This window comes from Aggregatibacter actinomycetemcomitans DSM 8324 (genome assembly GCF_000372365.1).
GTDB classification, from domain to species: domain Bacteria; phylum Pseudomonadota; class Gammaproteobacteria; order Enterobacterales; family Pasteurellaceae; genus Aggregatibacter; species Aggregatibacter actinomycetemcomitans.
The window spans coordinates 1-13,390 of record NZ_AQUU01000021.1 but is presented as its reverse complement, the minus strand read 5'-3'; the positions used below and the strand labels follow the sequence as shown (position 1 = coordinate 13,390).

Annotated in this window: 13 protein-coding genes and 3 pseudogenes; 10 read left to right on the top strand and 6 right to left on the bottom strand. The window is 45.5% G+C overall.

Annotated elements, in window-relative coordinates; all coding sequences use genetic code 11:
* A partial coding sequence (locus tag A3CS_RS0110305; RefSeq protein ID WP_026161207.1) for an IS3 family transposase occupies positions 1-259 on the top strand: 259 nt, incomplete at its 5' end.
* A gap of 39 nt (positions 260-298) precedes the next feature.
* On the opposite strand, the gene pssA is transcribed toward A3CS_RS0110305, so the two are convergent.
* Complete coding sequence (gene pssA / locus A3CS_RS0110300; RefSeq protein ID WP_019518468.1) at positions 299-1,666, bottom strand: CDP-diacylglycerol--serine O-phosphatidyltransferase; 1,368 nt, start codon at positions 1,664-1,666, stop codon at positions 299-301.
* Positions 1,667-1,851: 185 nt separating this feature from the next.
* On the opposite strand from pssA, the gene A3CS_RS0110295 reads away from it, so the two are divergent.
* Complete coding sequence (locus tag A3CS_RS0110295) at positions 1,852-2,928, top strand: tRNA/rRNA methyltransferase (RefSeq protein WP_005544812.1); 1,077 nt, start codon at positions 1,852-1,854, stop codon at positions 2,926-2,928.
* A gap of 65 nt (positions 2,929-2,993) precedes the next feature.
* On the opposite strand, the gene A3CS_RS0110290 is transcribed toward A3CS_RS0110295, so the two are convergent.
* Entirely contained in the window at positions 2,994-3,254 is a 261-nt protein-coding gene (locus A3CS_RS0110290) for a YfhL family 4Fe-4S dicluster ferredoxin (protein WP_026161206.1), read from the bottom strand.
* Positions 3,255-3,321: 67 nt separating this feature from the next.
* Between A3CS_RS0110290 and A3CS_RS0110285 the strand changes: the two genes are divergently transcribed.
* The 5 genes from A3CS_RS0110285 (at position 3,322) to A3CS_RS0110265 (ending at position 8,703) form a co-directional block, all read left to right on the top strand.
* Complete coding sequence (locus A3CS_RS0110285; protein ID WP_005544816.1) at positions 3,322-4,017, top strand: ribonuclease T2 family protein; 696 nt, start codon at positions 3,322-3,324, stop codon at positions 4,015-4,017.
* A gap of 112 nt (positions 4,018-4,129) precedes the next feature.
* Positions 4,130-5,293: a phosphoglycerate kinase gene (gene pgk, locus A3CS_RS0110280; RefSeq protein ID WP_005544819.1), complete on the top strand. Its 1,164-nt coding sequence runs from the start codon at positions 4,130-4,132 to the stop codon at positions 5,291-5,293.
* A gap of 64 nt (positions 5,294-5,357) precedes the next feature.
* Complete coding sequence (gene fbaA / locus A3CS_RS0110275) at positions 5,358-6,437, top strand: class II fructose-bisphosphate aldolase (protein ID WP_005544820.1); 1,080 nt, start codon at positions 5,358-5,360, stop codon at positions 6,435-6,437.
* A 207-nt stretch (positions 6,438-6,644) separates the two neighbouring features.
* Positions 6,645-7,787 (top strand): O-antigen ligase family protein, encoded by a 1,143-nt coding sequence (locus A3CS_RS0110270; RefSeq protein WP_005544824.1) that lies wholly within the window; start codon positions 6,645-6,647, stop codon positions 7,785-7,787.
* Positions 7,780-8,703, top strand: coding sequence for an alpha/beta fold hydrolase (locus A3CS_RS0110265; RefSeq protein WP_005544826.1), 924 nt, complete (start codon positions 7,780-7,782; stop codon positions 8,701-8,703). Before A3CS_RS0110270 ends, A3CS_RS0110265 begins: the two co-directional genes overlap by 8 nt.
* A gap of 37 nt (positions 8,704-8,740) precedes the next feature.
* On the opposite strand, the gene A3CS_RS0110260 is transcribed toward A3CS_RS0110265, so the two are convergent.
* On the bottom strand, positions 8,741-9,559 hold the full coding sequence (locus A3CS_RS0110260) for a Cof-type HAD-IIB family hydrolase (protein WP_005544828.1): 819 nt from the start codon (positions 9,557-9,559) through the stop codon (positions 8,741-8,743).
* Positions 9,560-9,702: 143 nt separating this feature from the next.
* Between A3CS_RS0110260 and A3CS_RS1000000112555 the strand changes: the two are divergent.
* The 3 pseudogenes from A3CS_RS1000000112555 to A3CS_RS1000000112115 form a co-directional block, all read left to right on the top strand.
* A pseudogene (locus tag A3CS_RS1000000112555) lies at positions 9,703-10,209 on the top strand (thiamine pyrophosphate-binding protein); the annotation flags it as partial.
* Positions 10,185-10,544 (top strand): annotated as a pseudogene (locus A3CS_RS1000000112550) (thiamine pyrophosphate-binding protein); the annotation flags it as partial. The pseudogenes A3CS_RS1000000112555 and A3CS_RS1000000112550, both read left to right, overlap by 25 nt.
* A 45-nt stretch (positions 10,545-10,589) precedes the next feature.
* Positions 10,590-11,052 (top strand): annotated as a pseudogene (locus A3CS_RS1000000112115) (pyridoxal-phosphate dependent enzyme); the annotation flags it as partial.
* Here A3CS_RS1000000112115 and A3CS_RS01000000111145 read toward each other — a convergent pair.
* Genes A3CS_RS01000000111145 through A3CS_RS0110240 form a run of 3 tightly spaced genes read right to left on the bottom strand, consistent with a single transcriptional unit; the run spans position 11,022 to position 13,002 of the window.
* Positions 11,022-11,447, bottom strand: a complete 426-nt coding sequence (locus A3CS_RS01000000111145) for a hypothetical protein (protein WP_019518467.1) — start codon at positions 11,445-11,447, stop codon at positions 11,022-11,024. The pseudogene A3CS_RS1000000112115 and the gene A3CS_RS01000000111145 overlap by 31 nt on opposite strands.
* A 9-nt stretch (positions 11,448-11,456) precedes the next feature.
* Positions 11,457-12,314, bottom strand: coding sequence for a P-type conjugative transfer protein VirB9 (virB9, locus tag A3CS_RS0110245; RefSeq protein ID WP_019518466.1), 858 nt, complete (start codon positions 12,312-12,314; stop codon positions 11,457-11,459).
* Between the two features lies 1 nt (position 12,315).
* A complete protein-coding gene (locus tag A3CS_RS0110240) occupies positions 12,316-13,002 on the bottom strand; it encodes a VirB8 family type IV secretion system protein (RefSeq protein WP_019518465.1) in 687 nt (228 codons plus the stop codon).
* Positions 13,003-13,390: the final 388 nt, after the last annotated feature.

The window sequence follows — 13,390 nt, the reverse complement described above, 5'->3', positions numbered from 1 at the left end:
CTCAGCAGAATGGGTAAAGATGTTGGAAGGCAAGGCGATACAAAGTATGAGTCGCCGAGGGAATTGCTATGATAATGCGGTGATTGAAAGCTTTTTTGCGATATTAAAATCTGAGTGTTTTTACTCACGCACTTATACTTCGATTGCCGAATTACAGGCGGAAATTGAAGAATATTTGGTGTATTACAACCAAGAACGAATTAAACTTGATTTAAAAGGATTAAGCCCGGTGCAATACCGAGCTCAATATTTAAGTTAACTAACCTGTCCAACTTTTGGGGGCCAGATCACTTTTCCGCTACAAAATCATTTTCACCAGTTTATCCGCTTTAATATGGGCGAATTTTTTCAGGAGTTTTTGTACCGGTGCCGGGTATTGGTTTAATTCTTCCAGCTCGGTGTAATGTCTCAGCACGGTGGTGTGGCGGCGGATGTGTTCCAGTTCGTTTAATACTTGAGGACGCAGTTGCTGTTTCGGATCGTGAATGAACAAACCGTTTTCCGCATCCAAACGCCAAGCGCGCGGGTTGAGGTTATTGCCGGTGAGCAAAATATAACTCTTGTCCACCCAAACGCCTTTCAGGTGATAAGTATTATCGCCGTCTTTCCAGGTGCGTACGGTAAGCTGCCCTTGGGTAATTTCCCGTTCAAATTTTTTGCTGAAACGGCGCAAATTGCTTTCGTACAAATACGGCAACGCACCCGCCATTTTAAACGGTTGATCCGGCGGAATATAAAAATCGTTCGCTACTTTATTGCCGACGATAATTTCAATTTGCTTGCCTTTGCCGAGCAAATAGCGAATTTTTTGTTGCAACGTGTTCGGAAAGTTGAAATATGGCGTACAAATGGTCAGTTTTTCTTCCACCAGCTGGAACAAATCTTCTATGGTCGAATTAAGAATATTGCCTGCGCCGCCTAAACCGAATAACGGTGTGATCGTTAATTCATCGCCAAAAGACACCGCACTTGGCAGTTGATATTGCCCGTACGCAGCAAGATTTTTACGGAACGCACGAATATTGCCGCGAATTTCTTTGGTTTTCGGCGGATTGGCGGCATCCAACGGCAACACCACATCGGCATCTAACAGATTTTGGCGCACGAAATTCACCATGGTGTTGGCTAATACGGGATGGGTGATTTTTTGATAGCGGTCGTAACGGTATTTCTCATTTTTTTGCAAATACACGTTATTAATGCTGGCGCCGCTGTATAACACGGTATCGTCGAACACAAAACCTTTAATGTGCAGCACGCCGAACACTTCGCGGGTGTTAATCGGTACGCCGAAGAACATATGCGGATCTTCCGCGAGTTGATATTTCTGGCGGGTTTCGTCGTACCAATCAGCATTGGTGGCGCTTTTCTCCGCACCCAACAAATTGCGTTGCGCCCGATGCCAATCAATTAAAATTTTCACTTCCAGTTCCGGTTTATCCTGCTTCGCACGATAAATTTCATCCAGAATTTCTTGTCCCGCCTCGTCATTTTGCCAATAAAGTGCGGTCACAATAATCCGCGTTTTTGCTTGTCGAGTCAGCTGAATAATTTCGCTTTTAAAGGCAGCCGGGCTATAAATAAATTCCACTTGCTCCGGCTGTAATGGCAAACATGGCAGGCTTTCAAGACGTTTGCGCGCACGTTCGATTTTATCTGTAAACATAAATTAGTTCTCTATAAAAACGCTGTGAGTAAGAATGTAAATGAATTTTAATTAGCGCCGTAGTTTACAATATTTATCGCCCACCTTGGTAGAAAAAAGGTTTTTTTTCGTTATAATGCTCACACTTTTACACTAAAAATGAGCAAAATCCGTTCATTTTATCGCTATCCATATCGGCACCCACTATGAATCAACATTCAAATAAACCAACCTTCAAATCCACAAATAAGACTTTCCAAGAAACATCTTTCAATGAACGCAGCGTCGGTGCAGACCGCAAAAAACGCGATAAAAACCGACTGCACTTTAACGCACCGAATGCCGCACGCCCCGAATTCAAAAAAAACCAAGGCAAGAATCCACCCTTCAAGCGTGCTGACAGCCAAGAAAAAACCTTGCGCATTTCCGAAAGCACTATGAAAAAAGCCGGCGGTGCGGAAGGCGGCGTGAAAGTGATGGTGAAAAGCAGCCAATTCGACGACAAACCGAGAGAGAAAAAAACCGGTCCGTTGTCGCCGCGCGCACCGGAAAAAATCAAGAAAAATCGTGCCGAAGAAATGAAGGTTTATGGTGAAAATGCCTGTTTAGCCCTTTTTGAACAACGTCCCGCCAGTATAGTTCGCTTGTGGGCGAAGGTGCAAATGGCGCACAAAATCGGCGATATTTGCAGCTATTTAGCTGCCAACAAAAAGGTTTATCACATCGTGGAGAGTGACGAGCTCACCAAAGTCAGCGGCACCGAACATCACGGCGGTATTTGTATGTTGGTGAAAAAATCCTATCCGTTCACTTTGCAAGGGTATTTGGACGTCCCTCACCAAGAAGATTGTCTGGTGCTGTTAGACGGCGTCAATAACGCGCAAAACATCGGCGGTATTTTGCGCACCTGCGCGTTCTTCGGTGTGAAAAATATGGTATTGGAAGAAGCGGAAAGCCTCAATTCCGCCGTCACCCTGCGCGTGGCGGAAGGCGGTGCGGAATACGTCCGCGTGCTGGAAACCGACGACAGCCGCAACGCCCTCGCCCAATTACGCCACGCCGGTTATCAAATTATCCATGTAAGCAATGACAAAAACTCCACCGCATTGGATAAAGTGCGGTTAAAAAATAAAACGGTTTTCGTGCTAAGCGAAGGTTCAACGGAAACCTTGGCAGAGAAATCCGACGAACAAGTCCGCCTGTCTTTCGGCAACCCGCTGAAAAACGGATTAAATGTCTCGGTGAACGCGGGGATTTTATTGGCGAAATGGTATTTTAGATAGCACATCGTACGTGTGAAAAACACCCTGATTTTTCACCGCACTTTTAGCAAGCTGGCACAGAAAAATTACAACTTATCCGCGTGATGAATCAGCACAAAGCGTTCCCAAAGCTGCTCTTCGGTTTCGATATGGTCGGGATCGGTGATGATACATTTGCTGATGGGGCAAACTTTTTGGCAGGTTGGGGTGTCGTAGTGACCGACACATTCGGTGCATAAATTAGGATCGATGACATAGATCTCATCGCCGATTGAAATGGCTTCATTCGGGCATTCCGGCAGGCACATATCGCAGTTTGTGCATTTGTCAGTGATGAATAGTGCCACGGCGTCCTCGGGGAAAATTGAAAGGGTCGGATTATAATCAATACATTAATAAAATTAAAGGAATTTTATGAACGAAAAACGTATGTTGCTGCTGTCATTTTTTGTGGTGGCGTTTTTAATGTTTTTACTTGCCGGCTGGTATTATTTTTCCAAGCAGAAACAAGCGGTTGGCGTGGTAATCGATCGGGATTACGATTACATCATGAAAAACGATCCCATCGGGCAAAATAAAAAGGTCCGCACCGATTATTACACGCTGGTGTTGTCCTGGTCACCGGCGTTTTGTGAGCGTCAACGTAAGCAATACGGCGATGACTTACCGAATTCCTTGCAATATCAATGCGGTTTGACTCAACAATTCGGTTGGATTGTACACGGATTATGGTCACAAAACGAACAGGCACGACGGGTTTCCGATCATCCGCGTTTCTGTCAGGGCGATTTGCCGAAATTGCCGCAGGAGCTCATCGAACAATATCTGCCAGAGATGCCCGGCGCCAATTTAATTCAGGGCGAATGGGAAAAACACGGTTCGTGTATGTTCAACAATGCGCAGGATTATTTGGAAAAGATCAAAAATTTATACCGCACTTTAAAGCTGCCGAACTACGAATTAAGCCGTAACGAGTTGTTTACCTGGATAAAGAAAAATAATCCGCAACTCAAAGGTCGCTATCTTGGCGCGGCGCGTAACGAATTATTCATTTGTTACGGCTTAGATTGGCAACCGATTGATTGTCCGCGCAATCGCACCGGTTATTAATTTTGATAATCGTTTGCGTAGGATCAAAGGAATTGAGGTTACAAGCTACTTAGATCAGGGTATAATGCGGGCAGTTTTTATTTTTAGTTTTTCACAAGCAAAGAGGTAAATTATGTCAGTAATTAAAATGACCGATTTAGATTTGAACGGTAAACGCGTATTTATCCGAGCCGACCTGAATGTGCCGGTAAAAGACGGTAAAATCACTTCCGATGCGCGTATTCGTGCCACCATCCCAACCTTAAAATTAGCCTTGGAAAAAGGCGCCAAAGTGATGGTTACCTCCCACTTAGGTCGTCCGACCGAAGGTGAATTCAAACCTGAAGATTCCCTCCAACCCGTTGTTGATTATTTAAACGAACATCTTGATGTGCCGGTACGTTTAGTACGTGATTACCTCGACGGCGTAGATGTTAAACCCGGCGAAATCGTTGTATTGGAAAACGTTCGCGTGAACAAAGGCGAAAAGAAAAACGATCCTGAATTAGGCAAAAAATACGCCGCACTTTGTGATGTATTCGTGATGGATGCGTTCGGTACGGCTCACCGCGCCCAAGCGTCCACTTACGGCGTTGCCGAATTCGCCCCGATTGCCTGTGCCGGCCCATTACTTGCGGCTGAATTGGATGCCCTCGGTAAAGCGTTAAAAGAACCTGCACGTCCGATGGTGGCGATTGTAGGCGGTTCTAAAGTCTCCACCAAATTGGAAGTATTGAACTCCCTGTCTAAAATTGCCGACCAAATTATCGTAGGCGGCGGTATCGCCAACACCTTCATCGCCGCAGCCGGTCATAATGTAGGTAAATCCTTATACGAGGCGGATTTAATCCCGGTTGCTAAAGAACTCGCGGCAAGCACCGATATTCCTGTGCCGGTTGATGTTCGCGTCGGCACCGAATTCTCCGAAACCGCACCGGCAACAGAAAAATCCGTGACCGAAGTAAAAGATGATGAATCCATTTTCGACATCGGCGACAAATCCGCAGAGCAACTGGCAGACATCATCAAAAACGCCAAAACCGTATTATGGAACGGCCCGGTGGGCGTGTTTGAATTCCCGAACTTCCGCAAAGGAACTGAAATCATTTCTCGTGCTATCGCCAACAGTGACGCGTTCTCTATTGCGGGCGGCGGTGATACGTTAGCGGCTATCGATCTTTTCGGTATTGCAGATAAAATCTCTTACATCTCAACCGGTGGTGGTGCGTTCTTAGAATTCGTCGAAGGTAAAGTCTTACCAGCGGTAGAAATTCTTGAAAAACGCGCGAAAAACTAACCGCACTTTTAATTAAACGTATAGGGCAACAGGTTGCAGCATACATAAAAAAGGAAACATAACTATGGCTAAATTATTAGATATCGTAAAACCGGGCGTACTTACCGGTGAAGATGTACAAAAAGTATTCGCATACGCAAAGGAACACGGCTTTGCCATTCCCGCCGTGAACTGCGTCGGTTCCGATTCTGTGAATGCCGTATTGGAAACCGCCGCCCGTGTAAAAGCGCCGGTCATCATTCAGTTCTCTAACGGCGGTGCGGCATTCTACGCAGGTAAAGGCATTAAACCCGCCGGCGGCGCCCGTCCTGACGTATTAGGCGCCATTGCCGGTGCGAAACATGTTCATGCTTTAGCCAAAGAATACGGCGTGCCGGTGATTTTACACACCGACCACGCAGCGAAAAAATTACTGCCTTGGATAGACGGCTTACTTGATGCCGGTGAAAAACACTTCGCCGAAACCGGACGCCCGCTGTTCTCCTCCCACATGATTGACCTTTCCGAAGAACCGATGGAAGAAAACATGGCAATCTGCCGTGAATACCTTGCTCGCATGAGCAAAATGGGCATGACCCTTGAAATCGAAATCGGTATCACCGGCGGTGAAGAAGACGGCGTGGATAACTCCGATGTGGATGAATCCCGTCTTTACACCCAACCGTCCGACGTGCTTTATGTTTACGACCAATTACACCCGGTAAGCCCGAACTTCACCGTAGCGGCGGCATTTGGTAACGTACACGGTGTGTACAAGCCGGGTAATGTGAAATTAAAACCGTCTATTCTGGGGGCAAGCCAAGAATTCGTGGCGAAAGAACGTAACCTTCCGGCAAAACCGATTAACTTCGTCTTCCACGGCGGTTCCGGTTCCAGCCGCGAAGAAATCCGTGAAGCCATCGGTTACGGTGCAATTAAAATGAATATCGACACCGACACTCAATGGGCATCCTGGAATGGTATTTTAAATTTCTACAAAGCCAATGAAGCGTATTTGCAAGGTCAACTAGGCAACCCGTCAGGTCCTGATGCACCGAACAAAAAATACTACGATCCGCGCGTTTGGTTACGCAAAATGGAAGAATCCATGTCTAAACGTTTAGAGCAATCTTTCGAAGACTTAAACTGCGTAGATGTTTTATAATTTAAAAACACATTAAAAACCGACCGCACTTTTGACATGCCGATGATAAAGTGCGGTCATTTTTTTAAGCGTTTTTTGCCGACGATGAAGATGACAACATACAAACTCCCCCTGGCAGGGTTTATTAACGCAACGCTGGTGTTCTTTTTTACCTGCCTGCTTGTGTTGAAACACGGCTATAACTATACCCCGGCAATCTTGTCGCTGATGGGCGTAATTTTTTTCATTTACCGCCAATTATGCAAACCGAAGGGCAATCTCACCCATGATGGCAATGAGAAATGGTTTGTTGCCACCCTGCTCTTTTACGTGCTGCTCTTTGCCCTTTCGATTCTGTACCATCAGGGCAAAATTCGGGAATTTGATAACCCGAGCCGCATTCTCTTTTTTCTGACCTTGTTGCCGTTACTGGCGCATTATCCGATACGTTTTAATTGGCTTTTACACGCCATTCCATGGGGCAGCCTGATTGCGGGCATAACCGCTATTATTCATCGTTTTATCTTGAATTATTACATGGCATTTGAGTATCAAATGCACATTCAGTCCGGCGATATTGCCATGTCGTTGGGCATGTTTTCCCTGGCGATTAGCTTTTACTTTTTCATCAAAAGGCAATATCACTTCGGTGCCTTATATTTTGTATTCAGTCTGATGGGCGTGTTCGCCAGTTTGTTATCCACCGCGCGCGGCGGCTGGATTGGTATCCCTTTTGTTCTCCTGTTAATCCTCTTTGCTTATCGTCGTTATTTATCGAAAAAATTCGTCGCCGGCTTTTTTATTGTGCTTGCCCTGATTGTAACAACCGTTGCGATGTTGCCAAATACCAAAATTAAAGAACGCATTGCCGCCGCAGAATACGACATCATCGCCTATTTTCAACAAAATAACGGTTCTACCTCCGTCGGCGCCCGTTTTGATATGTGGAAAAGCGTGATGTTAATGACGCAGGAAAAACCGATTTTCGGTTGGGGCGTACAAGGGGTCAGCGAAAAACGCAAACTGCAATATGAGCAAGGTTTGATAAGCCAATATGCCGCCGCCTTTAACCACGCGCACAACCAATATTTTGATGATTTATCCAAACGCGGCGCATTAGGTTTACTCGCCTTACTCGGCGTATTTTTAGTGCCGTTGCGTTTCTTTATACGGCATCTCAAAAGCGTCGATTTAGAACTGAAACTCGTTTCGTTGTTAGGTGCGGTTCATATTGTCTCCGTGATGTTCTACTGTTTCAGCCAAGGCTTTTTCAGCCATAACTCGGGCAATATTTTCTATTTTTTCCCGGTGATTGTGTTTTACGCCTTGGTTAAACAGCTTAGTGCCGCTGCAGAGAACCGCCATGAATAACACCGAACTGTTGCAATTTGCCGCGCAATTTCCGTTGCAATATCTTCAGGGCGAACGCCAATGCCGCTTGGCTTATCGGCATTTTATGCACCACCCCGCCGCCCGTAAATTAGTGATTATGGTGAACGGCAGGGCGGAAAACCTGCTGAAATGGACGGAAATTGCGCAGGATTTTTATCATCAAGGCTACGATGTGTTACTGTTTGATCATCGCGGGCAGGGTTATTCGCAACGTTTATTGAAAGATGGCGAGAAAGGGCATTTAGACGAATTTCGGTTTTACCCGCAGGACATGGCAAAAATCATTGAAAATCTGACCGCACTTTATCCTTATCCGCAGCAATACCTGATCGCCCATTCCCTCGGCGCGCTGATTTCCGCCTATTATTTGGCGAATTTTGATCATCGTATTGAACGGGCAGTCTTCTCCGCGCCCTTTTTCGGGGTGCCACTCAAAAAGCCGACGCGCGACGAATTATTGCTGAATTTGATGATGTTATGGGGACAAGGTGAACGTTATGTGTTCGGCAAAAGCGCCTACAAGCCAGTGGATACGGCACAGAACGAGTTAAGTCACAGTGTGGCGCGGATGCAATGGATGAATGACGTGAATCGGGACAACCCGTCAATTCGGCTGGGCGGACCGACCTTCCGTTGGGTACATTTGTGTCTCGCCGCCATTAAGCGTCTGCCGAAAATTCTGCCTCGTATCGAAACGCCGGTGTTAGTGTTGGAGGCCGAACAGGAAAAGATCGTGAACAATAAAACGCTGAAAAAACTGACCGCACTTTTGCCCCACGGAGAGCGGCGAAAAATTCACGGCGCCAAACACGAAATTCTGTTTGAAAGCGATGAAATTCGTACCCCGGTACTACAACGCATTTATGCGTTTTTTAATCCAAACAAGCACGCATAAGCAGCACGCCGAACCAGCAAAAGCACGGATAACACAATCAGTAAATGCCGTAAATGGCACGCAAATACGATGCCACTGCTTCATGTCCGTGGCGACCGATAACTTCCAGTTGCGGCGCGGCTTGTTTCAGACGAGGATCGGCGTTCCCCATAACGCAGCCTTTGCCCACTTCCGTTAACATTTCCACATCATTCATACCATCACCGAAAGCGATGCAATCCTGCAAATCATAATCTTTTTGTTGCACGACTTGAGCAAGCGTGGAAGCCTTCGATACGCCTTCCCCCATGACTTCCAAGCAAATCGGTGTAGAATAAGTAATGTTGGCAAGCGTGCCAAAACGTGTGCGTAACTGTTCTTCCAGTGCCACCAAATCCGCCGGTGTGCGTCCGATAAAAAAGACTTTTTCCGTATCTCTGCCGTGATGTTGTTTAAAATCAACCACGTCGTAAACAAAACCGGAATCTTTATGATATTTATAAAGCTCGGGAATATCTTTATTGATAAACCAGCCTTCCGCCTGATAACTGTTCACGCAAACCCGCGTATCGTCAAAGGGAAGGTTCATGATTTCATAGGCAATGCTTTCAGGCAGGAAATTATTGAGCAGCAACTCGCCTTGCAAATTATGCGCCTGCGCGCCGTTTGAGGTAATCAGCACCGCCTCTTTCACCTTGGTTTTCTTCAAAATACTCGACACGTCAAAATAGTTACGCCCCGTAGCAAGAATAATGTCCACCTTGTTGTCATATAAGCATTCCAGGGTTTGTGCGGTAAAATCGCCCACCACATGATGTCCGTTGAGCAACGTGCCGTCCATGTCAGAAACGATGGCGCGATAAGGCAGTTTTTGCATGATTTGTTACCTCAAATAAAATAGATGGCTAATGGTAACAAATTTTGCACAAAAATATTCGTTGTTTCCTTGAATTTTAATAAAAGATTAAATCTTTCACGTAGTAAAAAAATTCCTTCCTCAAAATAGAAGTTATCGTAAGTATGAACGGTGCAAATTTAATAATCGAGTGCTTAAAAGCACATAATGTGGACACCATTTTCGGCTTCCCGGCGGCGCCATCATGCCAACCTACGATGCCATTTATGATTCCGGTTAGATCATCTGCTTTGTCGTAACGAACAAGGTGCCGCCATGGCGGCTATCGGATATGTCCGCGCGTCGGGGAAAATCGGTGTGTATCGCTACCTCAGGGACGGGCGCCACCAACCTCATCACCAGGCTCGGCGATGCTTTAATGGATTCCATTCCTATCGTCGCCATTACCGGACAGGTCGCTTCCCTGCTCATCGGCACCGATGCCTTTCAGGAAGCGGATGTACTCGGTTTATCCCTTGCCTGCACCAAACACAGTTTCATCGTGCAACATATTGATGAGTTGTCGGAAATTCCCGCCAACGCTTTTGGGATCACACAAAGCGGCAGACCGGGTCCGGTGCTGGTGGACGTACCGAAAGACGTACAAATTGCACCGACCACGGCGAAGCCAAGAATAAATCCGCCGCCAAAAGCCACCGCACTTCATGAGGAACATTTAACCCAAACTTTAACGTTATTACGCGAAGCACAACGCCCGGTCATCTATATCGGCGGCGTTAGTATGGCAGGAACTGTGCCTGCGTTACGCTATTTTCTGCACAGCACCCAAATGCCAAGCCGTAGTGACCTTAAAAGGCTTGGGTGCCGTCTCCGCCGACGATTCTTATTATTTGGGCATGCTCGGAATGCACGCACCAAAGCCGCCAACTACATCACCCAAGAAGCGGATTTATTACTGGTATTCGGCACCCGCTTTGATGATCGCGTCACCGGCAAACTCGACACCTTCGCCCCGCACGTCAAAGTGATTCATGTGGATATTGACGGTGCCGAATTAGGCAAATTGTCCGAACGTCTGCACAACAATATCTGGATTAAACGGGAAGATCGCCAGCCGGTAAACAGCTTTAAACTGCGCGGTGCATACGCCATGATTTCCAGCCTTTTGCGGAGCAAAAAGCGGCGGGCGTAATTGCGGCCTCGGCTGGAAACCATGCGCAGGTCGTCGCGTTATCGGCGAAGCAATTGGGCTTACTTTAATCGTCATGCTGCAAAATACACCGACCATTAAAGTGGATGCGGTGCGTGGGTTCGGTGGCGAAGTGTTGCTACATGACGCCAATTTCGATGAAGCCAAAGCAAAAGCCGTTGAGCTTGCCGAAAAAAAACACATGACCTTTATCACGCCTTTTGATCACCCGCTGGTGATTGCCGGGCAAGGCACGCTCGCTATGGAAATGTTACAGCAAGTGGCAGACTTAGATTATATGTTCGTGCAAGTGTGCGACGGCGGTTCGCCATCGATAGTACCCGGAGACAATCCTTTGATTAAACGGGGGGCGGATGGAATATCTAACGCCTCTGTCGTTCTATGATTTTCTACTGGAGCGGTTGCGGTAGGAATTGGTTGTGGCTCCGGATTTAAAATCGCCGGGATTTCTGCCGGTGGTGCCGTAAATGTTTTTGAACGCACCGTCGTACCGAATTCTTCTTTTTCCTTAACCTGTGCCGGTTGCGTATCCTTTTTATTCAAAAAGGAATAACCCAAAAACGCCACGGCAAGCAGTGCAATAATCAGAAAAATAAATAGATTTTGGTTTTTACCGCGTTTGGCAATTTTGCTGACTTCCGGTTGATAATCGGTTTCCGTTTTGTCATCCGTCGGCTGAATGGTTTTGTTATCGTTCATCTCTGCCTCCTATCGTTCGTCTCTTGCCACATTTGGTGAAATGGTCGTGTTATAAGTTACCGGTGTTTTTCCGTAACTTTGATTGTAAATGCCTACAACTTTTTCACCGCTACGTAATACCAGTTTTTCAGCCGTTTTTTGGATGACTAATACCTGATAATTACCATCTTGTTTTACGTTAGTATTTAATAGACTTTCCGTGGAACCTTCTAATAAGAACGCCGCCGGAAAAGTTTTATTTGGGGCAAATCCAAGATAAGTAAAAATACCGTCATCATAAGCATAGTTTGGTGTAATGGTTTCACTGCCGGCCTTAACTTTCATTACATAATCCCAATTTTTCGGTGTTTTAGTGCTTTGCAAAGATTTTTCAATCGCTTGTTGTTCACGTTCGCGTTTATTCTTTTGACGTTGTGCGGCTAACTGTTTTTGTTTCTCCGTCGGATAGGAAAAATTTACCTGATATGATGACGTTGAGTTTTCCGGTACGAGTATTAAATCAAAGGAGTACGTGCGTTTATTAGTATTAATAAACAAGTTCGTATTCCACTGCCCCGGGGTCGGTTCAAAATAGTTTTCGCCCTCACTGCTTTGTTGTTTTACCGCCATTGGTTTAATCAATACAAAATTATCATTATCGGTAATATCCCAACCGTCTTTAAAACCGGTGTGTTTGTATAGAATACGTTCATCATCGGCAAAAATGATTACGGTAGAAAATCCATCTTTTGCATAAACCTTTGTGACATCTAAAGCGTTATAAACTTGTGACTGAATACGGTTATCATATTTTGATTTTATAGGTGTGCTGGCTGCATAAGTTTCTGTACCAAACACGATAAGTAATAAACAGATTAAAATTCGCATATTAAGCCTCATTATCTACCCGGTAATGTGTCACGATAAATCCTAATGGATTATCCATACGGAACCCTTCAATCATATTTTTTACCGGTAAATATTCGTATGTTAAAGAAACTACGATATTTTTTGCCGTTTCTTCGCCACTTGAAAGGTTGCGTTGAATTAAGCGAACGCGGGCAGTGGCAATATTATTAGCCTGACCATCCGTACCGACATCCGTTTTAGATAGCACAATTGAAATGACTTCAGGTTTAACTGTATTGCTGTTACCTAAAAGCTGATCACGCGCATTTTTACCTTCGTAAATATTGCGGTAGTCTTTGGCAACGTCGTCACTACTCATCATTTGCGTAAGTTCATATTCTTGTTGCAAGGTGTTGAAATAATAGCCTTCACGTGTTTTGATATATTGACTGATGAAATGTTTATCCATGGCGTCATCCGTGGTCAACGTTTCCACATCCAAACGAGTAATGACGTCAGGAATACCCGTACCGTTATCACGAATCAGAAATGGCACAACCTCGCGCAACGGTAAAATACTGACAATGACCGCACCGAGAACGAAGCTAATCAGCCAGGATACTCTGGCCACTTTCCAGGCGCGGGCTTCCGATTTTTCGATGTTCTCCTGGTTTTTGGCTTCTAAATCCCGATTTTGGTCAAGAATGTCTTGTTCGATATTGGTCATTTTTTATGTTCTCCTTGCGGTTGCATTGTTTTATTAACAGGTTCAAAGGATGTACCTTTTAAATCATCCGGCCAACTTGACGAACAACCGACCAGATTAAAAAGCACAAAAAATAAGCATAATTTGTATATTTTTTGCATAAAAACCTCTCTTTTAAGTGTAAAAACCTCTACAAAGTAAATTGCATAATGAAAAATAACGGGAAAAGTTAAGACTTGCCGGCGCGATTCCTTACTGAATTAGCGACTGCCCGCACCGTTCGATGTATTGCACTACCGACCTTGTAAGCGGTCGGTGCGCGACTGTATCCTGTGCCGGCAGCTCCCATACCAAAACGGACGGTATTTAGTACAGAATTTTTAGCTCCACTAAAGATTCCGCCTATTCC

Excerpts from the sequence above, each read along its gene's own strand:
- virB9 (WP_019518466.1), bottom strand. The coding sequence starts at position 12,314 with ATGCGAATTTTAATCTGTTTATTACTTATCGTGTTTGGTACAGAAACT.
- pgk (WP_005544819.1), top strand. The coding sequence starts at position 4,130 with ATGTCAGTAATTAAAATGACCGATTTAGATTTGAACGGTAAACGCGTA.
- A3CS_RS0110240 (WP_019518465.1), bottom strand. The coding sequence starts at position 13,002 with ATGACCAATATCGAACAAGACATTCTTGACCAAAATCGGGATTTAGAA.
- fbaA (WP_005544820.1), top strand. The coding sequence starts at position 5,358 with ATGGCTAAATTATTAGATATCGTAAAACCGGGCGTACTTACCGGTGAA.
- A3CS_RS0110270 (WP_005544824.1), top strand. The coding sequence starts at position 6,645 with ATGGGCGTAATTTTTTTCATTTACCGCCAATTATGCAAACCGAAGGGC.
- A3CS_RS0110265 (WP_005544826.1), top strand. The coding sequence starts at position 7,780 with ATGAATAACACCGAACTGTTGCAATTTGCCGCGCAATTTCCGTTGCAA.
- pssA (WP_019518468.1), bottom strand. The coding sequence starts at position 1,666 with ATGTTTACAGATAAAATCGAACGTGCGCGCAAACGTCTTGAAAGCCTG.
- A3CS_RS0110260 (WP_005544828.1), bottom strand. The coding sequence starts at position 9,559 with ATGCAAAAACTGCCTTATCGCGCCATCGTTTCTGACATGGACGGCACG.
- A3CS_RS0110285 (WP_005544816.1), top strand. The coding sequence starts at position 3,322 with ATGAACGAAAAACGTATGTTGCTGCTGTCATTTTTTGTGGTGGCGTTT.
- A3CS_RS0110295 (WP_005544812.1), top strand. The coding sequence starts at position 1,852 with ATGAATCAACATTCAAATAAACCAACCTTCAAATCCACAAATAAGACT.
- A3CS_RS01000000111145 (WP_019518467.1), bottom strand. The coding sequence starts at position 11,447 with ATGAACGATAACAAAACCATTCAGCCGACGGATGACAAAACGGAAACC.